The 21,059-nt window shown below is 69.0% G+C and carries 22 protein-coding genes; 11 read left to right on the top strand and 11 right to left on the bottom strand.

What is annotated here, in order from left to right; genetic code table 11:
- Positions 1 to 2: 2 nt before the first annotated feature.
- Positions 3 to 1,457, bottom strand: a complete 1,455-nt coding sequence (locus ACE2AC_RS18410) for a zinc-ribbon domain-containing protein (protein ID WP_375689023.1) — start codon at positions 1,455 to 1,457, stop codon at positions 3 to 5.
- Between the two features lie 166 nt (positions 1,458 to 1,623).
- Here ACE2AC_RS18410 and ACE2AC_RS18405 point away from each other — a divergent pair, with 166 nt between their 5' ends.
- Genes ACE2AC_RS18405 through ACE2AC_RS18390 form a run of 4 tightly spaced genes read left to right on the top strand, consistent with a single transcriptional unit; the run spans position 1,624 to position 4,535 of the window.
- Positions 1,624 to 2,301: a cell division ATP-binding protein FtsE gene (locus ACE2AC_RS18405; protein ID WP_375689021.1), complete on the top strand. Its 678-nt coding sequence runs from the start codon at positions 1,624 to 1,626 to the stop codon at positions 2,299 to 2,301.
- On the top strand, positions 2,298 to 3,203 hold the full coding sequence (locus tag ACE2AC_RS18400; protein WP_375689019.1) for a cell division protein FtsX: 906 nt from the start codon (positions 2,298 to 2,300) through the stop codon (positions 3,201 to 3,203). The genes ACE2AC_RS18405 and ACE2AC_RS18400 overlap by 4 nt, the downstream gene beginning before the upstream one ends.
- Entirely contained in the window at positions 3,200 to 3,952 is a 753-nt protein-coding gene (locus ACE2AC_RS18395) for a lysophospholipid acyltransferase family protein (protein ID WP_375689018.1), read from the top strand. Before ACE2AC_RS18400 ends, ACE2AC_RS18395 begins: the two co-directional genes overlap by 4 nt.
- On the top strand, positions 3,930 to 4,535 hold the full coding sequence (locus ACE2AC_RS18390; RefSeq protein WP_375689016.1) for a pyridoxamine 5'-phosphate oxidase family protein: 606 nt from the start codon (positions 3,930 to 3,932) through the stop codon (positions 4,533 to 4,535). The genes ACE2AC_RS18395 and ACE2AC_RS18390 overlap by 23 nt, the downstream gene beginning before the upstream one ends.
- Positions 4,536 to 4,791: 256 nt before the next feature.
- Here ACE2AC_RS18390 and ACE2AC_RS18385 read toward each other — a convergent pair whose 3' ends face one another.
- From ACE2AC_RS18385 to soxR, 4 genes are all read right to left on the bottom strand, one after another.
- Positions 4,792 to 5,631, bottom strand: coding sequence for a 4-(cytidine 5'-diphospho)-2-C-methyl-D-erythritol kinase (locus ACE2AC_RS18385; RefSeq protein WP_375689014.1), 840 nt, complete (start codon positions 5,629 to 5,631; stop codon positions 4,792 to 4,794).
- Positions 5,618 to 7,318 carry a tetratricopeptide repeat protein gene (locus ACE2AC_RS18380; RefSeq protein WP_375689012.1) on the bottom strand — a complete coding sequence of 567 codons (1,701 nt, stop codon included), beginning with the start codon at positions 7,316 to 7,318 and terminating at the stop codon, positions 5,618 to 5,620. The genes ACE2AC_RS18385 and ACE2AC_RS18380 overlap by 14 nt, the downstream gene beginning before the upstream one ends.
- A 128-nt stretch (positions 7,319 to 7,446) precedes the next feature.
- Entirely contained in the window at positions 7,447 to 9,093 is a 1,647-nt protein-coding gene (locus ACE2AC_RS18375) for an electron transfer flavoprotein-ubiquinone oxidoreductase (RefSeq protein WP_375689010.1), read from the bottom strand.
- Between the two features lie 133 nt (positions 9,094 to 9,226).
- On the bottom strand, positions 9,227 to 9,682 hold the full coding sequence (gene soxR / locus ACE2AC_RS18370) for a redox-sensitive transcriptional activator SoxR (RefSeq protein WP_375689008.1): 456 nt from the start codon (positions 9,680 to 9,682) through the stop codon (positions 9,227 to 9,229).
- 79 nt (positions 9,683 to 9,761) lie between these two features.
- Between soxR and ACE2AC_RS18365 the strand changes: the two genes are divergently transcribed.
- The 4 genes from ACE2AC_RS18365 to ACE2AC_RS18350 all read left to right on the top strand — a co-directional run bounded on the left by ACE2AC_RS18365 (position 9,762) and on the right by ACE2AC_RS18350 (position 12,424).
- Positions 9,762 to 10,148: a VOC family protein gene (locus ACE2AC_RS18365; RefSeq protein WP_375689006.1), complete on the top strand. Its 387-nt coding sequence runs from the start codon at positions 9,762 to 9,764 to the stop codon at positions 10,146 to 10,148.
- A 176-nt stretch (positions 10,149 to 10,324) separates the two neighbouring features.
- Positions 10,325 to 10,795: a transcription elongation factor GreA gene (greA, locus tag ACE2AC_RS18360; protein ID WP_375689005.1), complete on the top strand. Its 471-nt coding sequence runs from the start codon at positions 10,325 to 10,327 to the stop codon at positions 10,793 to 10,795.
- A gap of 48 nt (positions 10,796 to 10,843) precedes the next feature.
- Positions 10,844 to 11,860 (top strand): hypothetical protein, encoded by a 1,017-nt coding sequence (locus tag ACE2AC_RS18355; protein WP_375689003.1) that lies wholly within the window; start codon positions 10,844 to 10,846, stop codon positions 11,858 to 11,860.
- Positions 11,861 to 11,995: 135 nt separating this feature from the next.
- Positions 11,996 to 12,424, top strand: a complete 429-nt coding sequence (locus ACE2AC_RS18350; RefSeq protein WP_375689001.1) for a transglycosylase SLT domain-containing protein — start codon at positions 11,996 to 11,998, stop codon at positions 12,422 to 12,424.
- 3 nt (positions 12,425 to 12,427) lie between these two features.
- Here ACE2AC_RS18350 and ACE2AC_RS18345 read toward each other — a convergent pair whose 3' ends face one another.
- Positions 12,428 to 13,366 (bottom strand): alpha/beta hydrolase, encoded by a 939-nt coding sequence (locus ACE2AC_RS18345; protein WP_375689000.1) that lies wholly within the window; start codon positions 13,364 to 13,366, stop codon positions 12,428 to 12,430.
- Between the two features lie 126 nt (positions 13,367 to 13,492).
- On the opposite strand from ACE2AC_RS18345, the gene ACE2AC_RS18340 reads away from it, so the two are divergent.
- A complete protein-coding gene (locus ACE2AC_RS18340; protein ID WP_375688998.1) occupies positions 13,493 to 14,173 on the top strand; it encodes an isochorismatase family protein in 681 nt (226 codons plus the stop codon).
- 136 nt (positions 14,174 to 14,309) lie between these two features.
- Complete coding sequence (locus tag ACE2AC_RS18335; protein ID WP_375688996.1) at positions 14,310 to 16,112, top strand: autotransporter assembly complex family protein; 1,803 nt, start codon at positions 14,310 to 14,312, stop codon at positions 16,110 to 16,112.
- Here ACE2AC_RS18335 and ACE2AC_RS18330 read toward each other — a convergent pair.
- The 4 genes from ACE2AC_RS18330 to ACE2AC_RS18315 all read right to left on the bottom strand — a co-directional run bounded on the left by ACE2AC_RS18330 (position 16,085) and on the right by ACE2AC_RS18315 (position 19,654).
- Entirely contained in the window at positions 16,085 to 16,633 is a 549-nt protein-coding gene (locus ACE2AC_RS18330; RefSeq protein WP_375688994.1) for a hypothetical protein, read from the bottom strand. The genes ACE2AC_RS18335 and ACE2AC_RS18330 overlap by 28 nt on opposite strands.
- A gap of 168 nt (positions 16,634 to 16,801) precedes the next feature.
- Entirely contained in the window at positions 16,802 to 16,993 is a 192-nt protein-coding gene (locus ACE2AC_RS18325; protein WP_375688992.1) for a hypothetical protein, read from the bottom strand.
- Between the two features lie 60 nt (positions 16,994 to 17,053).
- Positions 17,054 to 17,671, bottom strand: a complete 618-nt coding sequence (locus ACE2AC_RS18320) for a hypothetical protein (protein ID WP_375688990.1) — start codon at positions 17,669 to 17,671, stop codon at positions 17,054 to 17,056.
- 63 nt (positions 17,672 to 17,734) lie between these two features.
- Complete coding sequence (locus ACE2AC_RS18315) at positions 17,735 to 19,654, bottom strand: hypothetical protein (RefSeq protein WP_375688988.1); 1,920 nt, start codon at positions 19,652 to 19,654, stop codon at positions 17,735 to 17,737.
- Between ACE2AC_RS18315 and ACE2AC_RS18310 the strand changes: the two genes are divergently transcribed.
- Entirely contained in the window at positions 19,602 to 20,258 is a 657-nt protein-coding gene (locus tag ACE2AC_RS18310) for a translocation/assembly module TamB domain-containing protein (protein WP_375692135.1), read from the top strand. The two genes, ACE2AC_RS18315 and ACE2AC_RS18310, sit on opposite strands and share 53 nt — an antisense overlap.
- On the opposite strand, the gene ACE2AC_RS18305 is transcribed toward ACE2AC_RS18310, so the two are convergent.
- The gene (locus ACE2AC_RS18305) at positions 20,252 to 21,046 is read right to left on the bottom strand and encodes a DUF2189 domain-containing protein (protein WP_375688986.1); all 795 of its coding nucleotides are present in this window, start codon (positions 21,044 to 21,046) and stop codon (positions 20,252 to 20,254) included. The two genes, ACE2AC_RS18310 and ACE2AC_RS18305, sit on opposite strands and share 7 nt — an antisense overlap.
- Between the last annotated feature and the right edge of the window lie 13 nt (positions 21,047 to 21,059).

The raw sequence follows: 21,059 nt of genomic DNA, 5'->3' as shown, positions 1-21,059 counted from the left end.
CGCTAGTCGGCGGCGCTCATCCCTTCGAGCCATTGCTGCAACTCGCCCGCCTGCCCGTCGAGCCAGCGGCGCAGCCCGTTTGCCGTTTCGACATAGGCCTCGGTCGGGCCGGCCAGCGCGGGCACCTGCCGCGCGACCCATTCGGAATGCATGTAGTAGAGGATCAGCCCCGCCGCGAGCAGCAGGATCAGGCCAAAGCCCAGCCGGAACCCGCGCCTCTGTTCGCGGGCCTGTTCCGCAGGATCGGCAGCGGTGCCCGCCGCCCCCGGCGGCGCGTCGCCCTTGCTGCGCAGGGACGAATTGATCTCTTCGATATCGGGCAGCAGGTCACGGCGCGGCGCGGCATGGTCGGGCGCGACCTCTTCGGCCAGCGGATCGCCGGCCGAAGGCGGTGGCGACGGCGGCGAGGGGCGCGCGGCGGTGGCGGCGACGGCCCCTGCTCCTGCTCCGGCGGTGGCGGCACGGGCCCGCAGCAGGCGTTCGCGGCTCTCGCGCTGTTCGCGTTCGAACGGCGTTTCCGGATCGCCCAGCCCAAGGTCGATCTGGCTTTCCAGCGGCTCGGCCTCGCGCGCACGGGCGCTGGCCTCGAACTCGGCCTCTTCGCGCAGCAGCGCCTGGATGTCGGGATCGAGCGACCGGCGCGGCGCGGCGGCGGGCGGGGTCAGGTCGTCCTCGGCCTCCTCGTCCTCGGGCACGGTGGCGGCGGCCAGGCCAAGCGCGGCATAGTCGGCGGCGGTGAAAGCGCCATCGTCGCCACGAACCGCCGCGGCCTCGGGCGTGTCGTCGAGGTCTTCGTCCCAGTCCTCGACGTCGGCCTCGGGTCCGTCGTCCCGCATCGTGGGCAGCGCGTAATCGTCAGGGTCCGGATCCGCATCGGGAGCACCGAAATCGCCAAGGTCGTAGCCGTCGTCCAGCACGTCGTCGTCGAGGTCGTCGTCATACGGCGCCGCGTCGGCGTCATCGGCAATCGGATCGTCGGCCAGCTCTTCGGCCAGGTCCTCATCCGCTTCCGGCGCAGCATCGTCGGCAAGCGCAGGCGTCACATCGTCGAGACCGGCGTCGTCCAGCGCCGCCTCGTCGAAATCCGCGGGGTCGAAGCCAAGGTCGGCCTCTGCCTCGCCTTCGTCCTCATACTCCTCGCCGTCGAACGGCGCGACGTCGTCGTCCGGCTCGGCCACGATCGCTTCGGACAGGGCATCGGCGCCCAGCTCGTCCTCGTACTCTTCGTCGTAGTCATCCGCCGCGACGCCCTGCGCCAGGGCATCCTCGGTCTCGGCCACGGCCAGTTCGGCGCCCTCGGCCTCGAACGCGTCCTCGGGTTCGGACTGCGCGGCATCGGGATGGCCCTGGAACCAGGTCACGCCGCAATTCGAGCACTGGACATCCCGGCCCTCGGCGGGGATCACCTCCGCAGGCACTTCGTATTGGGCCCCGCAATTCGGGCAGATCAGACGCATCCCACTCTCGCGCCGACTGCACGGCACGCCCCTTGCCTTTTGGCCGCTACCATATGTTGTTATCACTATTGAGAAAAGAGCAAACAAAGGCCCCCATTCCCAATTGAAAGCCCCGTGACACTTGTGCAAAAGGGGGCACGCAAAGCCTGCCAGGGGGCGTGTTTCCGTGATCGAGCTTGAGAACGTGGCCTATTCCTATGGCGGCGGCGAACTGATCAGCGACGTGTCGCTGAAGCTCGCCCCGGGCTCGTTCCATTTCCTCACCGGCCCCTCGGGCGCGGGCAAGACGACCTTTCTCAAGCTCTGCTACGGCGCGCTCGTGCCGACCGCCGGACGCGCGACGCTTTTCGGCAAGGACGTGCGCGAGATGGACCGCGACGGCATCGCGCTGGCCCGGCGCCGGATCGGCGTCGTGCATCAGGATTGCCAGTTCCTCGACCACCTGCCGATCTCGGAAAACGTGGCGCTGCCGCTGGTCGTCTCGGGCCGGGACGCGCTGAAGGAGCAGGCAAACCTCAAGGACCTTCTGGCCTGGGTCGGGCTGTCGAGCCGGGCGCATGCCCGCCCGCCCGAACTGTCGGGCGGCGAGCGCCAACGCGCCGCGCTTGCCCGCGCCATCATCATGTCGCCCGACGTGATCCTGGCCGACGAACCCACCGGCAACGTGGACTGGGAGATGTCGCAGCGCCTGCTGACCCTGCTGGTGGAGCTGAACCGCATGGGCAAGACCGTGCTGGTCGCGACCCACGACCTCGGCCTGATCCGCGCGGCCAAGGCGCAGGTGCAGGCCCGTGTCCTGCGCATCGCGCAGCGCCGGGTGCAACTGGCGGGGGCGGACCTGTGAGCGCGCTGACCGATCGCATCATCACCACGCTCGCCGGCGACACGCAGGCCGACCGGGTGGTGCCGCCGACGGGCTACACCGCGAACCTGACGCTGTTCTCGGCCGCGGTGATGACCTTCCTCGCCGTCTTTGCGCTGGCGCTGTCGCTGGCGACCGGGCGGCTGGCCGATCGCTGGTCGTCCGAGCTGGCGCGCACCTCGACCCTCAGGATCTCGGCCCCGGCGGAACAGATCGACGCCCAGACCGCGGCCGCCCTGCGCGTGCTGGAAACGACCGAAGGCGTGGCGACGGCCCGCGCGCTCGGCGCGGAGGAACAGCAGGCGCTTCTTGCGCCGTGGTTCGGGCCCGACGTGCCGGTGGACAAGCTGCCGATCCCGCAACTGGTCGAGATCGTCGAGAATGACACCGGCTACGACGCCGCCGGGCTGCGCCTGCGCCTCCAGGCCGAGGTGCCGGGCGCGGTGCTCGACGACCACACCCGCTGGCGTCGTCCGCTGGTGACCGCCGCCTCGCGCCTGCGGTTGCTGGGACTGCTGTCCATCGTGCTGATCGGCGCGGCGATGGCCGCGATGATCACGCTGGCCGCGCAGGCGGCGCTGGCCGCCAACACCCAGGTGATCGCCGTGCTGCGGCTGGTCGGGGCGCAGGACAGCTATATCACCCGCGCCTTCGTCCGCCGGTTCACCCTGCGGGCCCTCATGGGGGCGCTGATCGGCATGGTCTGCGGGCTGATCGCGATCCTGGTGCTGCCGCCCGCGCAAGCCGAGGGTGGGTTCCTCACCGGCCTGGGCTTCCAGGGGCTGGGCTGGCTCTGGCCGCTGGTCCTGCCGCCCGCGGCCGCCATGGTCGCGTTCTGGGCCACCCGCAGTGCCGCTCGCCGCCGGCTGGGAGAGATGACATGAGACGCGGACCCATCCAGTGGATCCTTTCGCTGATCTTCATCGTGCTGATGTACGTCTCGATGGCGGTGATGGCGATCGCCCTCTTCCCGCTGGCGCTGCTGCGCAAGGACGGCGCGCAGATCTCGATCCACCTCTACACCCGCTGGACGCTGTTCCTGGCCCGCTGGATCGTCGGCCTGCGGTCCGAGGTGCGCGGCGAGGTTCCGACCGGCGAGGTGCTGATCTGTTCCAAGCACCAGAGCTTTCTCGACATCCTGATCATCGTGAACGCCTGCCCGGCCCCCAAGTTCGTGATGAAGTCGATCCTGCGCTACACCCCTTTCCTGGGCTGGTACGCGATGAAGATCGGCTGCGTGCCCATCGACCGCGGCCGCCGGGCCGAGGCGATCCGCCAGATGATGGAAGGTGTGACCGCGGGCACCGCCCCGCCGGGCCAGTTGATCATCTTTCCGCAGGGCACCCGCGTCGCGCCCGGCCAGCACCGCGACTACAAGATCGGCGCGGCCGTGCTCTACCACGAACTCCACCAGACCTGCGTGCCCGCCGCCACCAACGTCGGCATCTTCTGGCCGCGCCGGGGCATCATGCGCAAGCCGGGGCTGGCGGTGGTGGAGTTTCTGCCCGCCATCGCGCCGGGGCTGGACCGCAAGCATTTCATGACGAAACTGGAAACCGAGATCGAAACCCGCTCGGACGCGCTGATGCGGGAAGGAGGCTTCGACCCCTATGGACTTCATCACGACGATTGACGCGCTCGAGGCGCAGTACGGCACGCCCGGGGCGGCCGCGACGCGCAAGGTGGCAGACCGGCTGACCCCGGCCTACCGCAAGTGGATCATGGCCTCGCGCCTCTGCATGGTCTCGACCGTGGGGCCTGAGGGGACCGACGGCTCACCGCGCGGCGACGATGGCCCGGTGGTGCTGGAGCTCGACGAAAAGACGCTCGCCCTGCCCGACTGGAACGGCAACAACCGGATCGACACCCTGCGCAACATCGTCCGCGACGGGCGGATGTCGCTGATGTTCATGGTGCCAGGGTCGAACAACGTGATCCGGGTGAACGGCACCGGCCGGGTGACCGCCGACGCGGCCCTGCGCGCGCGGTTCGAGTTCAAGGGCAAGCTGCCCCGCACCGTCGTGGTGATCGAGATCGCCGAGGTCTATTCGCAATGCGCCCGCGCCCTGATGCGGGCCCGGACCTGGACCTCGGGCGACGAAAGCGCCGGGCTGCCGACCGTGGGCGAGATGCTGGCCGAGATGACCGATGGCGAGGTCGGCGGCGAAAGCTACGACCGCGAATGGCCGGAGCGGGCGAAGGCCTCGATGTGGTAGCGTGCGGGTCGGGGTGTGGGGCGGTGCGTGCGAGCACGCACCCTACGCCGGCCTTTTGAGACAGGCGACCACCTCACCTCCGTAGGGTGCGTGCTTGCACGCACCACGGCCTCCCTTACCGCAAGATCGTCGGCGTGACCCAGCACTCCGGCCATGCCCCGGCGATGGCCCACGCGGTCAGACCCGCCGCCCCTTTAGGGCAATCCAGCACTCCACCTCCGTAGGGTGTGTGCTCGCACGCACCGCCGCCCGCCCCTCACCGCAGGATCGTCGGCGTGACCCACCACTCCGGCCGCGCCTCGGCGATGGCACGCGCCGCCAGACCCGCCGCGTCCGGATCCGGGTAGAGCCCGAAGCACGTCGCCCCCGACCCCGACATGCGGGCCAGCAGGCAGCCCGGCTGGCCGTCGAGCGCCGCCACCACCTCTCCGATCACCGGGGCGGCGGCGCGCGCGGGCGGTTCCAGGTCGTTCCGCGTGGCCTTGAGGTAGCCGGCCACGGCGGCGGCATCGGGCAACGCGGGGATGTCGGGCAGCGGCGGTGTGTCGCGGACCTGCAGGCGGCGAAAGATCTCGGGCGTGGGCACCGAAACGCCGGGGTTCACAAGCACGGCGGCGAGCGGCGGCAGATCCGGCACCGGTGTCAGCACCTCTCCGATCCCGCGCATTCGGGTGGCGACGGCGGGGATGCAGACCGGCACGTCCGCGCCAAGCGCCTCGGCCCCCGGCGGGATGGTGCGGCCGGTGAGCTGCGCGAGGGCCCGCAGGACGGCGGCCGCGTCCGAGGACCCGCCGCCGATCCCCGCCTCGGCCGGCAGGTTCTTTTCCAGCGTGATCCGGGCACTGGCCCCGAAGAAGGCGGCGGCCCGCAGGCAGAGGTTCCCGGGCCCCGTGGGAATGCCCGCGCCGCGTGGCCCGGCCACGGTCAGCGACGGCACGTCAGCCAGCGAGACGCGCAGCCGGTCACCGACATCGGCAAAGACGACAAGGGAATCCAGCAGGTGATAGCCGTCGTCACGGCGGCCGGTCACGTGCAGGGCAAGGTTGACCTTGGCGGGCGCGAAGGCCGCGACCGCCGCGACCTCAGCGGTCGCCACGTGCCACGGTCAGCGGCTCCGCGCCTTCCTGCGCCAGCACCGCGTCGAGCCCGACCTTGAGCTTGCTGCGGATGCGGGTGGCGTCGTCTTCCTCGGGGTCGAAGGACAGCGCACGCTGCCACTGGAACTGCGCCTCCATCTCGCGCCCGACGGCCCAGTAGACGTCGCCGAGGTGGTCGTTGACCACCGGGTCGACCGGCATCAGCTCGGTCGCGCGCTCCATGTGGCCGACCGCCTCCTCGTAGCGGCCGAGGCGGTAGAGCGCCCAGCCGAGGCTGTCGATGATGTAGCCGCTGTCGGGCCGTGCCTTGGCGGCGCGTTCGATCATGTCGAGCGCCTCGTCGAGGTTCTCGTCGGCTTCGACCAGCGAGTAGCCGAGGTAGTTCAGCACCTGCGGCTGGTCCGGGTTCAGCGCCAGCGCCGCGCGGAAATCGGCCTCGGACGCGTCCCAGTCGCCCATCCTCTCGTGGCAGATGCCGCGCGCGTAGAAGGCGAACCAGCGGGCGCCGTCGCTGTCGTCGTAGAGCCCGAGGGCGGCATCGTAGGCGCGCACGGCCTCTTCGAAGTTCTTCATGCCGCGCTGGAAGTCCCCCAGCGTCGCGTGAACGATCGGCATCTCGCCGTGGGTTTCGGCCAACTGCGCCAGCACCTCGATCGCGGCATCGTCCTTGCCGGCGGCGCGCAGTGCGGCGGCGCGGCCCAGTTCGGCGGCGTGGAAGGCCGGGTTGTCGCGCGGCACGCGGCGATAGGCCTCGACCGCCAGCGCCGGGCGGTGCAGGTCCTCGAGCAGCTCGGCCGAGAGCAGCAGCGCATCGATGTGGTCGCGGCGCAGGTACTCGGCCGTGCGGGCATAGAGCAGCGTGTAGTCGTAAGACGCCTCGCCGCGCAGGGCGGCGGCGACGGAATAGAAGATCTCGGACACGCCGTCGGCCGCGGTGCGGACGTGGGTGAACTCGAGCTCTTCGCCGGCCTCGAGCCGCGCTTTCATCTCGGCCAGCGCAGGGTCAAGTTCGGTGCCGAAGAGCTTTTCCAGAAGCGCCAGCGCCTTGTCCTGCTGGTCAAGCTGGCTGAGCACCTCGATCCGGGCCATCGCGCCGCGGCGGGTCATCTGCAGCGGGCCCTCGGACTCGTCCATGTAGATCGCCTCGGCCGCCTCGTAGTCGCCCACCATGGCGAGCGCGAGGGACCGGTGGTAGAGCGCGAAGCCGCGCAGGCCGCGCTGTTCCTCGACCGCGTCGAAGGCCGCAAGGGCGGCGGTCATGTCGCCGCGGCCGACATGGGCCCACGCGACCAGCAGGCCGTCGACCAGCGGGCCGACGCCCCGGTCGTCACGGACCCGGTCGAGCACGGACTGCCAGCGGTCGGCGGCCACGTCGTCGGCGATCAGGATCATGCTGGCGATCTGGCTGCGGATGTCGTTGTCGTCCATCCGCTGCGCGATGGTCACCGCCTTGTCGAGCTGGCCGAGCGACAGTTCGGACAGCGCCGCGCCTTCCAGCATCTGGGGGTTCTTCGGATCGGCACCGAGGGCACGGATGTAGTAGTGCACCGCCGCGCGGTAATCGCTGGCCATCCGCGCCGAACGCGCTGCCAGGTAGTCGCCCGACGCGCCCTGCGCCAGGACCGGTGCGGTGGTTGCCAGAATCGCCGCCGAGGCCAGAAGCGCCCGGATCCGTTTCGATGCCATGCCGTTCCCTCTCCTTGTCCGTCGGCAGAGCGTAACCGGACCTTCCCCGCAAGGCAATAATGCCGCGGCCCCACCCGGTGCCGCGGCATCACAATTTCGCAACCATCCGCCGTTTGGCGCTGGATTGATCACATATTCGGATAATTCGGGCCGTCGCCGCCCTGCGGCGTGGTCCAGTTGATGTTCTGCGGCGGGTCCTTGATGTCGCAGGTCTTGCAGTGGACACAGTTCTGGAAGTTGATGACGAACTTCGGCTCCTGCCCCTCTTCCTGCGTGAACTCGTAGACACCCGCCGGGCAGTAGCGCTGCGACGGACCAGCGTAGACCGGCAGGTCGATCTTCACCGGAACCTCGGGGTCCTTCAGCTTGAGGTGCGCCGGCTGGCTCTCCTCGTGGTTGGTCATCGAGAACGAGACGTTGGTCAGACGGTCGAAGCTGAGCTTGCCGTCCGGCCTCGGGTAGTCGATCACCTTGTGCTTGTCGGCCGGTTCGGTCGCGGCAGCGTCGGTCTTGCCATGCCCCAGCGTGCCGAAGAGCGAGAAGCCCAGCGTGTTGGTCCACATGTCGAACCCGCCAAAGGCCAGGCTCGCCGTCAGGCCCCACTTCGACCACATCGGCTTCACGTTGCGGACCTTCTTCAGATCCTTGCCGATGGCGCCTTCACGCACCTCGGTTTCGTAATCCGACAGCTCGTCGCCCTCGCGGCCCGCCTGGAGCGCGGCATGGGCGGCCTCGGCCGCGGCCTTGCCCGAGAGCATCGCGTTGTGGTTGCCCTTGATGCGCGGCACGTTGACCATGCCGACCGAACAGCCGAGCAGCGCCGCGCCCGGCACCACCATCTTGGGCATTGACTGGTAGCCGCCCTCGGTGATCGCGCGGGCGCCGTAGGCCACGCGCTTGCCGCCTTCCAGCAGCTCCGCGACCATCGGGTGGTGCTTGAAGCGCTGGAATTCCATGTAGGGGAAGAGGTGCGGGTTCTTGTAGTTCAGGTGCACCACGAAGCCGATGAAGATCTGGTTGTTCTCGGCGTGGTAGATGAACGACCCGCCGCCCGCGTTGCCGCCGAGGGGCCAGCCCATCGTGTGGGTGACGGTCCCCTCCTTGTGCTTGGCGGGGTCGATCTCCCAGATCTCCTTCATGCCGAGGCCGAACTTCTGCGGCTCCTTGCCCTTGGAGAGGTCGTATTTCGCGATCAGCTCCTTGGCGAGCGACCCGCGCACGCCTTCGCAGATGAAGACGTACTTGCCGTGCAGCTCCATCCCCGGCTCGGTGTTCGGCCCGTAGGAGCCATCGGGCTCCAGCCCGAAGACGCCGGCGACGACGCCCTTCACCCGGTCGCCGTCATAGACCAGCTCGGACGCGGCCATGCCCGGGAAGATCTCGACGCCCAGGGCCTCGGCCTGCTCGGCCATCCAGCGGCAGACGTTGCCCATCGAGACGATGTAGTTGCCGTGGTTGTTCATCAGCGGCGGCATCGGGAAGTTGGGGACGCGGATATGCCCCGCCTCACCCATGATGTAGAAGTTGTCCTTTTCCACCGGGGTGTTGAGCGGCGCGCCCTTTTCCTTCCAGTCCGGGATCAACGCATCGAGGCCCGACGGGTCCAGCACGGCGCCCGACAGGATGTGCGCGCCCACTTCGGAACCCTTCTCCAGAACGACGACGGACAGATCGGCGTCGAGCTGCTTCAGGCGGATCGCCGCGGACAGGCCTGCAGGGCCAGCCCCCACGATGACCACATCATATTCCATGGCTTCGCGTTCGACGTCGGACATTCCGGCTTCCCCTCCTCGGGTGGCGATTTTGTAATAATGTTGCGCAGGCAGATAGACCGTTCCCTGCCGAACGGTCAATCATGAGATTAGTGCAATATGGCCGCACGGCACAGGATTTCCCGGGAACGCGGCGTCATTGCATATCCTTGGCCAAGGTCACGGGCATCTTCCGGGGGCCCGGCCCCTCGGCCGCCAGCCGGTCCTCGGGGTTGTGCAGGCGACACTGGGTCAGCGACAGGCAGCCGCATCCGATGCACCCGTCAAGGTCGTCGCGCAGCTGCATCAGCGTGGCGATCCGGGCGTCCAACTCGGCGCGGTAGGTTTCCGACAGGCGGCGCCAGTCGGCCGCCGTGGGGGTCCGGCCCTTGGGCAGCAGGTCCAGCTGGGCGCGGATCTCGGACAGGGTGAAGCCCAGCTTCTGCGCGATCATCACGAACGAGATGCGGCGGATGTCCGACCGCTCGAACCGCCGCTGCCCGCCCGCGTTGCGCCAGGCCTTCACCAGCCCCTCGGCCTCGTAGTGCCGGATCGCAGACACGGCGAGCCCCGTGCGTTCGGCCACGTATCCGATCGGCAGACCGTCCTTCATCAGTCCCTCCGGAAAAATCTCTTGATCTCGAGTTAACTTGAGGTCGTAGGCAGGAGCAACACACGAAGGGAGACCCGAAATGACCATCCGCCTCGAACACGCCAACATCACCGTTTCCGACCCGCAGGCCACCGCCGCGTGGCTCGGCGATGTCTTTGGCTGGACCATCCGCTGGGAAGGGCCGGGCATGCAGACCGGCTACACCGTGCATGTCGGGACCGACGACGCCTACGTGGCCTTGTTCCGTTACCGCGACAAGCCGCAGGGCACCGCGCGGCCCTACCACACGCTCGGCATGCTGAACCACCTCGCGGTCTTCACCGACGAGGATATCGACGCGGTGGAGGCGCGGGTGAAGGCCGCCGGTTTCGTTCCGGTCAACCACGGCAGCTATGCGCCGGGGCGGCGGTTCTACTTTGCCGACAGCGATGGAATCGAATGGGAAGTCGCCTCGCACCAGGGCTGAGCGCCGGGGCGTCCACCCGGTCGGATGGCTCGGCCGCGTACCGCCCGCGCCCTGTCACCGCCACCACTTTTCCTTGCATTCGCCAGCCTGTTCCTGTCAGGTATTCCGACGGATGAATCCGGCAACAGGGGCCTCACACGGGGCCCCTGCTGTCATTACCCCGAGGAAGTACGCCGATGGAAAAGATACCGATGACCCGCACCGGCTTCGACAAGCTCAACGCCGAGCTGAAGCAGCTGAAGAGCGTGGAACGTCCGGCAATCATCAAGGCCATCGCCGAGGCACGCGAACACGGCGACCTGTCGGAGAACGCCGAGTACCATTCCGCGCGCGAAAAGCAGAGCTTCATCGAAGGCCGGATCAAAGAGCTCGAGGGCGTGATCGGCCTGGCCGAGGTGATCGACCCGAAATCGCTGTCCGGTTCGGTCAAGTTCGGCGCGACCGTCAAGGTCGTGGACGAGGACACCGACGAGGAAAAGACCTGGCAGATCGTCGGCGAGCACGAGGCCAACATCGAGGCCGGCCTGCTGAACATCAAGTCGCCGATCGCGCGGGCGCTAATCGGCAAGGATGAGGGCGACTCGGTGGAAGTCCGCACACCGGGCGGAGAGAGATCCTACGAAATTCTGGAAATCGTCTATAAATAGATCCGGCGGGGCCTATCTGGCCCCCCGACAGGATCAGATGAGACGTGCATGACCGAAAACTCCCAGTCTCGCCCCACGCCCCTGGGCATCTATGACCGCCCGGCGCCAAGCCGCATGACCTCGACCGAGGTGATCGCGCTGACCTTGTCCGGCCTGTGGCTGGTCGGGTCGGTGCTGTTCTTCGTCGTGCTCGGCGGCGGCGACCCCGAGGTCGCGGGCGCCGGTTTCGACGCGCTGCGCTTCATGATGACGCTGCTGGCGATCTTCCTGCCGGTGGCGATGATCTGGGTCGCGGCGACCGCCGCGCGGTCGGCCCGCGTGATGCGCGAGGAAAGTTCGCGGCTGCAGGCGGCCATCGACGCGATCCGCCACGCCTATGTCACCCAGGCGCAGCGGCAGAGTGCCGCGACCGAGCCTTCGGTCAGCAAGAAGCTGGACGAGATCGCGGCCGCCACCCGCAAGACGGAAACCACGCTCGCCACGTTCCACTCCTCGCGCGACCGGGAACGCCCCGTCGCGCCGCTGCCGGCGCTGGCGATCACCGACGACCAGGCCCCCCTGCCCCTCGGCACCACGGCCGAGGACATGGCGCCGCCGCTCGCGCGCGAGGATTTCATCCGCGCCCTGAACTTCCCCGAGACCGCCGAGGACGAGGAAGGCTTTGCCGCGCTGCGCCGCGCGCTCAAGGACCGGCAGGCCGCGCAGCTGATCCAGGCCGCGCAGGACGTGCTGACCCTGCTCAGCCAGGACGGAATCTACATGGACGACCTGCGCCCCGACATGGCCCGGCCCGAGGTCTGGCGCAGCTTTGCCGAGGGCGTGCGCGGCAAACCGATCGCGGCGCTTGGCGGCATCCGCGACCGCTCCTCCCTCGCGCTCACGGCGGGGCGGATGAAGCAGGACCCGATCTTCCGCGACGCGGCGCATCATTTCCTGCGGCTCTTCGACCGGATGGTGCAGAATTTCGAGCCGACCGCCTCCGACAGCGACCTCACCGACCTGGGCGACACGCGCACCGCGCGCGCCTTCATGCTGGTCGGCCGGGTCGCGGGGATCTTTGACTGATCGGCAATCGCCCGCGCATGCGGAATCGAAATGCTGGCCAGACCGCGCCTGTCCGGCTACGGAGAAAAAAACAACTGGACAGGCAGTTCAATGAGAGCATCCGCAGGACGACGCTTTCTTCTCATCGCCGCCCTCATGGCACCGATCGCCGCATGCAGCGGCACCCAGCCCCAGCAGCGCGCGGCGTTCCAGACGCCGCTCTATCCGAACGAGACGCCGGAGCTGCGCGAACTCATCGTCAAGTACGCCGATGAATACGAAGTGCCCGTCACGCTGGTGCAGCGTGTCATCATCCGCGAAAGCACGCATCGCCCCGAGGCCCGCAACGGGCCCTACTACGGCCTGATGCAGATCCTGCCCGCGACCGCCCGGTCGATGGGCTTCCAGGGACGCCCCGGCGACCTGCTCGACGCGGAAACCAACCTCAAGTACGCGGTGAAGTACCTGCGCGGCGCCTGGATGGTGTCGGACGGCAGCGAAAAGACCGCCGTGCAGTGGTACGCCCGCGGCTACTACTACGAAGCCAAGCGGCGCGGCCTGCTGGACGAAACCGGCGTCGGCTGAGGCCTAGCCGGTCAGCGCCCGCCGGAGCGCTGCCATGCAACTCGCCTCGAACGCTAGCGACACGGGTGCCTCGGGCACCCGTTTCTGGAACGCGTGGTAGGCCCCCGGCACCATCAGGAATTCGCAATCGACGCCCGCCTGCAGCAGCCGGCGGGCATAGTCGAGGTTCTCGGCAGCGAAGAGGTCGATGGAGCCCACCCCGATCCACGCGGGCGGCAGGCCCGACAGGTCCGCAACCCGCGCGGGCACTGCCCCCTCGGGGACGACGGCGCTGCCGGAGGGCACGCCCAAGTAGGCGCTCCAACCGTAGCGGTTGGAATGCGAGGTCCAGACCGGCGCGTCGTCCGGCGCGTCCACGGTGGTCAGACCGGTGCGGTCGTCCAGCATCGGGTAGACCAGCGCCTGCAGCACCGGAGGCGGCCCGCCCCGGTCGCGCGCCAGCCTTGCCAGCGTCGCCGCCATGCAGCCGCCCGCGCTTTCGCCCAGTATGGCGATCCGGGTGGGGTCGATCCCCAGGTCGCCGGCCGCGCCCCGCATCCACTGCAGCGCGGCCCAGCCATCCTCGGGCCCGGCGGGAAACGGCGCCTCGGGCGCCTTGCGGTAATCGACCGACACCGCGACGCAGCCCAGTTCGCGCACCAGCTCCCCGTTGCGGGCGTGGCCCATCTCGGGCAGGCCGATCACCAGCCCGCCGCCGTGGAAGTGGATGATCGCCGGACGGTCCTGCCCCGCCGCCTCGGGACTGTAGACAAGCACCCGGACCTCGGGCGCGCCCTCCGGCCCCGGAACGAACCGTTCCTCGAAGGTTACGCCCGGCAGCGGCCCCACCGGCAGCACATCGTCCCGCCGCGCCTGGCGGATCGACTCGAGCACGTCGTCCCCCAGCCGGATCGTCGGCAGGTCAAGGCCGCCGCGCAGCTCTTCATGCACCGGGATCGCCATCGCCACCCTCCGTTCTGCCCAGCATTCAGACAGCGTGTCGCCCAGCGGGTCAACGCGGTCGCCTCCGCTCTATCCGTATGTGGCACGGGCGTTCCATGATCGGTCCGGACCAGACGTGGAATCGCCATGCACCAGCCCCTGACCCTGCCGCGCGAGCGCACCGCGCTCCTCCTCATCGACCTGCAGGAGGAACACCGCGCCGATCCCCGCTACCTCGTCGACGGCTACGACGCGGTCCTGACCGCCTGCGCCCGCCTTCTGGCCGCCGCGCGGATGGCCGGAACGCTGGTGCTGCACGCCGCCTACCTGCGCGATTTCAGCCGCGTGCCGCCGCGCCCGTTCGAGCCGGTGGAAAGCGACGGCAGCCCCGCCTTCTCGGCCCCCGGCGGCAGCCTGACCGAGATCTGCAATGAGGTGCGCCCGGGTGAGGGCGAGATGGTGTTCTACAAGAACGACCTCAGCTGCTTCACCGACGCCGCCTTCCTCGACCACCTGCTGGACCAGCCGGAGTGGCTGGTGATCTGCGGCGTCTGGACCGAGGCCTGCGTATCGGCCACCGTGCGCGACGCGATCCAGCGCGGCATCCGGGTACTGCTGGTCAAGGACGCCTGCGGCAGCGGCACCGCCACCATGCACGAGGCGGCGATCCTGAACCTCGCCAACCGGCTCTATGGCGGCGCGGTCTGCGACACGGCGACGGCGCTCGACCTGCTGGCAGGCGGCACCGCGCAGGTCTGGCGGCTGCAGGGCGCGGCCCCGCTGCGCTACGACGCCGCCTCGATCACCTCGGAATACGCCGCGCTCTGACCCCGGCCCGCCGCCGGGCGATCGGCATACGCCCGCGAAGGGTGATCAATTCTGCCCGCGCGACTGGTCAGGGCCTGCCAAAATGCTATCGTCGGGTCATGTTCACGCACTTTTTCAGCAAGGCCGTCTGCCCCCAATGATTTGCACGTTACTTGCCGCGCTGGCGGCCCTGTTCCTGGCCCCGCTCGCGGCGCTTGCCACCGAAGCGACCCTGGTGGCCCCGACCGCCCCGTCCGACCTGCGCAGTTCGCTGGAAAGCAAGTCCCGCGCGATCCAGGCGGTCGAGGAAGGCACCGTCGATCCGCAGGAACTGATTGCCAGCGCACAGGCCGACTACGCCCGGATGGTCGGCGTGCTCTACGAATACGGCTACTTCGGCGGCTACGTCTCGATCAAGGTCGACGGGCGCGAGGCGTCCGAGGTGTCGGCCCTGCGCCGGACCCCGCGCGTCGACCGCATCGTGATCGAGGTCGCGCCCGGCCCGCTCTTCCGGTTTTCCGAGGCCGGCCTGACCCCGCTGCCGCAGGGCATCCGCCCCGTCGACGGCTATGCGCGGGGCGAGGTGGCGACCACCCCGATCATCCGCGAGGCGGCCAACCAGGGCGTCGATGACTGGCGCGAGGCCGGCCACGCCAAGGCCGAGGTGTCGGACCAGGACATCACCGCCGACCACCGCAACAACAGCGTGCGCTCGCGCATCGGGCTGGCGCCGGGGCCCTACCTGGTCTTCGGCCGCTCGGTCCTGACCCAGCAGAGCCGCGACAGCAACGTCCGGGCCGAGCGTATCCTGGCCATCGCCGGCATCCCCTCGGGCGAACAGTTCTCTCCGCAGGAGGTACGCGACGCGCAGCGCCGCCTGCGCGAGACCGGCGCCTTCCGATCGGCCGTGGTCGAAGAGGCGGAGACCCCCAACCCCGACGGCACGCTCGACATGATCGTCGATGTTGAGGACACGCTGCCCCGCCGCTTCGGCTTCGGCGTGGAGCTCAGCAACATCGACGGCCTCGCGCTCAACGCCTACTGGATGCACCGCAACATCTTTGGCGGGGCGGAACGGCTGCGCATCGACGGTGACGTGGCGGGCATCGGCGGCACCTCGGGCGGGCTTGGCGGATCGTCGAGCGGCGTCGACTACAGCGTGACGCTGCAACTGGGCCGTCCCGCCTTCCTCGCGCCCGACAACGAGCTGCAGTTCAACATCAAGCTCGAACACCTGGACGAACCCAGCTACACCTCCGACCTCGCGGAGGCGACCGTCGGGGTGCACCGCTACTTCAACGAATACCTCTCGGGGACACTGGCGGGCGGTTTCCGGTTCTCGACCGTGGACGACGCCTATGGCGAACGCGAGTTCTACCACATCCTCGGCCGGGGCGACGTGACCTACGACCGCCGGAACGATCAACTCGACCCGACGCGCGGCTACTATGCCGACCTCAACGCGACGCCCTTCATCGGCGTCTCGGGGTCCGAGACCGGGGTGCGGCTCTACGGTGACCTTCGCGGCTATGTCCCGCTTGGCAGCGATCGCTTCACCCTCGCCGGGCGGCTGCAGATCGGCAACGTGCAGGGCGCGTCTCTCGAGGGCACGCCGCCGGACTTCCTGTTCTTCTCGGGCGGCGGCGGCACCGTGCGGGGCCAGGATTACCAGTCGCTCGGTGGCGGCACCATCGGCGGCGAAGACGTCGGCGGGCAGAGCTTTGTCGGCGTCTCGGCCGAATTGCGCGCCAAGATCACCGACACCATCGGCGCCGTGGCCTTTGTCGACTATGGCTACGTCAGCGCCAGCAACGACTTCTCGGGCGGTGACGACCACGCGGGCGCGGGCATCGGCGGCCGGTACTATACCCCGATCGGGCCGATCCGCTTCGACGTCGCGGTGCCGATCAGCGGCGAAAGCGGCTGGGGCGTCTACGTCGGGATCGGGCAGGCCTTCTGATGACCCATACTCTGATGACCCAACTCAAGCGTATCCTCCTGACCCTCACCGCTCTCATCGCGCTCGCGCTGCCGGCCACCGCGCAGGACGCGAACGAGGACGACGGCGAGGGCTTCATCGTCCGCATGATCGAACGCTCGCTGTCGGATGCCAGTCGAGAGGTGCGGATCGTCGGGTTCGAGGGCGGCGTCTTCACCAGCGCCACGCTCGACCAGTTGACCATCGCCGACGACCAGGGCGTCTGGCTCGACCTGCGCAACGTGCAGCTGGACTGGAGCCGACGGGCCCTCTTCACCGGCACGCTCAGGGTCACCAACCTGTCGGCGGAATCGCTGACCATCTCGCGCCTGCCCGACACCGGAGCGGCCGAGGACGAGGCGCCCGCCCCCGCCGCCTCGGGCTTCAAGGTGCCCGACCTGCGGGTCGCGATCCGGATCGACAACTTCGAGATCGGCACCGTCGACCTCGGCCCCGACATCATCGGCGAGGCGGTGGAATTCTCGGTCAAGGGCAGCGCGCAACTGGCCGATGGCGGGATGGACGTGGACGTCGCGGTGGACCGGCTGGACGCGCCGGGGAACCTGACGCTCGACCTGGCCTATGAACCGCGCGACCGGACGCTTGCGGTCAATGTCGCGCTCACCGAGCCCGAGGGCGGCATCGCCGCGCGGCTCCTGGACCTGCCCGGCCTACCCTCGGTCGACCTGACGATCCAGGGCACCGGCCCGCTCGACGATTACCGGGCCGAGATGAACCTGCTCACCGACGGCGAACAGCGGCTGGCGGGGGCTGTCACCTTGCAGGGCGACGGCGACGGCAACCTGGCCTTCGACGTCGACATCGGCGGCGACATCACCGCGCTGGTGCTGACCGAGTATCATGACTTCTTCGGCCCCGACGTGTCGCTGCAGGCGCAGGGCACGCGGTCTGCCGACGGCGCGCTAAGCCTCGACAACTTCGATCTCTCGGCGGCGGAACTGACCTTGAACGGCGGCGCCCAGATCAACGCCGACGGCCATCCCGAGGCGTTCAACGTCACCGGCCGCGTCGCCCCGCAGGACGGCGGGCGGGTCGAACTGCCGTTCGGCACCGACCTCTCGGTCGCGGCAACCACCCTCGACGTCCGTTATGACGCGGCGGCGGGCGACCAGGTCGACGGGACCTTCGTGATCACCGACCTCGAAATGCCGGGCTACACCGCCGAAGAGGTCACGCTGGGCCTCGACGGCTCCATCGCCATCGGCGCGGCCCCGTCCTTTGCCGGCGACGTGACCTTCGACGCCAGCGGTCTCTCGGCGGACGACCCGGCGATCGCCCAGGCCCTCGGCCCGCAGATCACCGGGCAGGCCCGCATCACCTGGGCCGGGGACGAACCTATCCGCATCGAGGGCCTCCAGATCACCGGCGAAAGCTATTCCGCCAGCGGCGACATCGAGATCGCGCGCGGCGAGGGCACCGTGCTGCTCGACGCCGACCTGCAGGCACAGGCCGATGACCTTTCGGCCTTTGCCCCGCTGGCCGGCACCGACCTGAGCGGCGCGACCGAGTTGTCGATGCAAGTCAGCGCCGACCTCGTCGGCGGCACCTTCGATATCGAGGCGCAGGGCAATGCCGACGGCCTCTCAATCGGGGTGCCTGCGCTCGACCCGCTGCTGTCGCCGCCGACCACCCTGACCGTCGACGCCTCGCGCACGACCGAGGGGCTCGAGATCACCACGCTCGAGCTTTCGAACGACCAGATCACCGGCACCGCCTCGGGCACGCTCGCCAACGCCTCGGGCGAGATCGCGTACAACGTCGAGCTGGCCAATTCCGGCATCTTCACCGGTGCCGAGGGCGGACCCGTCACGCTGGACGGCACGCTCGAGATGCGCGCAGACGGCCTGCACGTCACCGGCATCGGCGGCGGGCAGGACCTCGTCACCGGGATCGCGCCGCTTGACCGGCTGCTGACCGGCGGCGCCACCTTCTCCTACGCGCTCTTCGCGGGGGGCGGCGAGGTCCAGCTGGAAAGCGCCCGCATCGCGACCGACGAGGTCGAGATCACCGCCCAGGGCGACCTGACCGCGGGCCAGCGCCGGATCGACGCCAACGCCACCCTGCGCAACTCTGCCGCCTTCACCGGCGGCGAGGCCGGACCGGTCAGCGTCACCGCCGAGATCGTCGAGACCCAGCCCGGCGCCTACCGCATCGCCCTGGACGGCGAAGGCACCGACATGGGCATCGGCAATCCCTCGGTCGATCCGCTGTTTGCCGGCACCACCGACCTGACCGTGGTCCTGACTACCGGCGAGACGATGGAGCTGCAGGAGGCGACGCTGTCGAACCCGCAGATCACCCTCAACGTCTCGGGCGGGCTGTCGCCGCTGGCGCTCGATATCGGCGGGCAGCTGAACAACACCGCGATCTTCACCGGCGGACAGGCCGGGCCGCTGCAGTTCACCGGCGCGGTCGCCCAGCAGGGCGAGGCCTATGACATCACCCTGAACGCCACCGGCCAGGACATCGGCATCGGCACGCCCGCAGTCGATGGCCTGCTGAACGGCCAGAGCACCATCTCGGCCAGCGCGGTTGTCGAGGGCGGCAACGTCCAGCTCGACAGCTTCAGCTTCACCGGCAGCGCGCTGACCGCCAGCGCCAGCGGCACGGTGGCCGACGGCGCGATCGACATGGACTTCTCGGCCCGCCTGTCGGATGTCGGCATCGTCACCAACGGGCTGAGCGGCCCGCTGACGCTTGACGGCAGCCTGGCCCGGTCGGGCGACAGCACCACGGTCGATGTCACCCTGCAGGGCGCGGGCAACACCACCGCCCGCGTCACCGGCCAGGTGCTTATGCCGGACGGCGGCGTGGACCTGTCGATCACCGGCAGCGCGCCGCTGGCATTGGCCAACGGGTTCATTAACCCGCGGTCCCTGACCGGACAGGCGCAGTTCGACCTGCGCATGGCCGGGCAGCCGGGCCTCGACGCGCTGTCGGGCACGGTCACGATCCAGGGCGGGCAGCTTGTCCTGCCGAACCTGCAGCTTGTGATGGAGCGGATCAACGGCACCATCGGGCTGAGCAACGGCCAGGCCAACGTCAACATGAACGGCACGATGGGCGGCGGGTCCGTCACGGTGCAGGGGCCGATCGCGCTGAGCAGCCCGTTCTCGGCCAACATCGACGCGGCGATCCGCAATGTCCGGGTCGAACGCCCGGGCCTCGTCTCGACCGTGCTGAACGGCGACATCGCGGTGAACGGCCCGATCATGGGCAACGGGCAGATCACCGGCGCCATCGGCCTCACCCAGACCGAGGTGCGCATCCCCTCGGGCGGGCTGGGCGGGATCGAACCGATCCCGGACATGACCCATGTCGCCGAACCGCGGCCCAGTTACGTCACCCGCGTGCGGGCCGGGCTCGTCGATGACGGCAGCAGCGGCGGCGGATCGGGCGGCGGCGTCACCTCGCTCGGGCTGAACGTCACCATCCGCACCGACGAGTTCGATCTTTGTCCGCGGCCGCGGCCTCGACGCCGAGCTCAGGGGCGAAATCAACATCGGCGGCGTTGCGGGCGATCCGCGTCCGGTCGGCCAGTTCGACCTCGTGCGCGGCCGGCTCGACGTGCTGCGCAAGCGGTTCGACCTGACCGAGGGCTACATCGCCTTTGCCGGCAGCTTCGATCCGGTGATCCGCCTGGTGGCCGAAACCACCAGCGACGAGTACCTGATCGACATCACCATCGCCGGGTCGCTCACCGCGCCCGAGGTCAGCTTTGCCTCAAACCCCGCCCTGCCCGAGGACGAAGTGCTGGCACAGCTCTTCTTCGGCCGCGACATCTCGGAACTGTCGACCGTGCAGGCGGCGAGCCTGGCCTACAGCATCGCGGTGCTGACCGGGAACGCCGAGGGCGGCGTCGTCGGCTCGATCCGCGACACCTTCGGCCTCGACGATCTGGACATCACCCAGACCGAGGACGGCGGCACGGCCATCCGCGCCGGGGCCTACATCTCGGAAAACGTCTATGCCGATGTCGAGGTGACCAGCACCGGGCAGAGCACCGTGTCGATCAACCTCGACCTGACCGACAACGTGCGGGCCAGCGGCAAGGTGAACAACGACGGCGACACCTCGATCGGCCTCTACTACGAACGCGACTACTGAGTGCCCTCGCCCGCGACCTGGTCATAGAGATGCCAGGTCGCGTGGCCGAGGAGCGGCAGCGCGATGAAGAGGCCCAGGAAGAACGGGATCATCGCGACGAAGGTGACCACCACGATGAAGGCCGCCCAGGCCAGCATCGGCACCGGGTTCACCGTGACCGTGGTGAAGGACACGATCATCGCGGTCACGAAATCCACCTCGCGGTCCAGCAGGAGCGGCAGCGCGATCACCGTGATCATGTAGAGCAGCAGGGCAAAGCCCGCGCCGACGATGGTCCCCACCGTCAGCATGGCCAGCCCGTTCGGGGTCAGGAACACCTCGAAGGACGAGGACACGTTGGTCATCGTCGAAAAGCCCATGAAGAGCGCAAAGATCATGTGGCCGATGAAGAACCACACCAGGAACAGGAACACGATGATCGCACAGAGCGACGGCAACTGGCGTCCGCCCTGCCGGGTGATGACGGTCAGGATCTCCGACAGCACCAGCGGGCGCCCGATCTCGATCCGCCGCGACACCTCGTAAAGGCCGACCGCGGCGAAGGGTCCGATCAGGGGAAACGACACGGCGGCAAAGATCAGCCAGTAGCTCTGCCCGGTGGTCCAGGTGATCCAGCCGAGGCCCCAGCCGATCAGCACGTAAGGCAATGCAAAGAGGATGCCGTAGAACGGCGCCCGGATCATGTCGCGCACCGCCCGGCGCAGTGCCGTGCCGAGCATCGCAAAGGTGACCCGGTGGATCGGCGGCAGGCCGAATTTCGGAGTGTCGTCGTAACTTGCCTCGTGCATCACCGCTCCTCCC

The organism is Pseudooceanicola sp. LIPI14-2-Ac024 (genome assembly GCF_042188925.1).
Taxonomy (GTDB): Bacteria; Pseudomonadota; Alphaproteobacteria; order Rhodobacterales; family Rhodobacteraceae; genus Pseudooceanicola.
This window is presented reverse-complemented; position numbering and strand designations above follow the sequence as displayed.

Coding starts and splice junctions, on each gene's coding strand:
- ACE2AC_RS18410 (WP_375689023.1), bottom strand. CDS start 1,457: ATGCGTCTGATCTGCCCGAATTGCGGGGCCCAATACGAAGTGCCTGCG.
- ACE2AC_RS18395 (WP_375689018.1), top strand. CDS start 3,200: ATGAGACGCGGACCCATCCAGTGGATCCTTTCGCTGATCTTCATCGTG.
- ACE2AC_RS18390 (WP_375689016.1), top strand. CDS start 3,930: ATGGACTTCATCACGACGATTGACGCGCTCGAGGCGCAGTACGGCACG.
- ACE2AC_RS18380 (WP_375689012.1), bottom strand. CDS start 7,318: ATGGCATCGAAACGGATCCGGGCGCTTCTGGCCTCGGCGGCGATTCTG.
- ACE2AC_RS18375 (WP_375689010.1), bottom strand. CDS start 9,093: ATGTCCGACGTCGAACGCGAAGCCATGGAATATGATGTGGTCATCGTG.
- soxR (WP_375689008.1), bottom strand. CDS start 9,682: ATGAAGGACGGTCTGCCGATCGGATACGTGGCCGAACGCACGGGGCTC.
- ACE2AC_RS18365 (WP_375689006.1), top strand. CDS start 9,762: ATGACCATCCGCCTCGAACACGCCAACATCACCGTTTCCGACCCGCAG.
- greA (WP_375689005.1), top strand. CDS start 10,325: ATGGAAAAGATACCGATGACCCGCACCGGCTTCGACAAGCTCAACGCC.
- ACE2AC_RS18355 (WP_375689003.1), top strand. CDS start 10,844: ATGACCGAAAACTCCCAGTCTCGCCCCACGCCCCTGGGCATCTATGAC.
- ACE2AC_RS18350 (WP_375689001.1), top strand. CDS start 11,996: ATGGCACCGATCGCCGCATGCAGCGGCACCCAGCCCCAGCAGCGCGCG.
- ACE2AC_RS18345 (WP_375689000.1), bottom strand. CDS start 13,366: ATGGCGATCCCGGTGCATGAAGAGCTGCGCGGCGGCCTTGACCTGCCG.
- ACE2AC_RS18340 (WP_375688998.1), top strand. CDS start 13,493: ATGCACCAGCCCCTGACCCTGCCGCGCGAGCGCACCGCGCTCCTCCTC.
- ACE2AC_RS18335 (WP_375688996.1), top strand. CDS start 14,310: ATGATTTGCACGTTACTTGCCGCGCTGGCGGCCCTGTTCCTGGCCCCG.
- ACE2AC_RS18325 (WP_375688992.1), bottom strand. CDS start 16,993: ATGATACTCGGTCAGCACCAGCGCGGTGATGTCGCCGCCGATGTCGAC.
- ACE2AC_RS18315 (WP_375688988.1), bottom strand. CDS start 19,654: ATGTTGATTTCGCCCCTGAGCTCGGCGTCGAGGCCGCGGCCGCGGACA.
- ACE2AC_RS18305 (WP_375688986.1), bottom strand. CDS start 21,046: ATGCACGAGGCAAGTTACGACGACACTCCGAAATTCGGCCTGCCGCCG.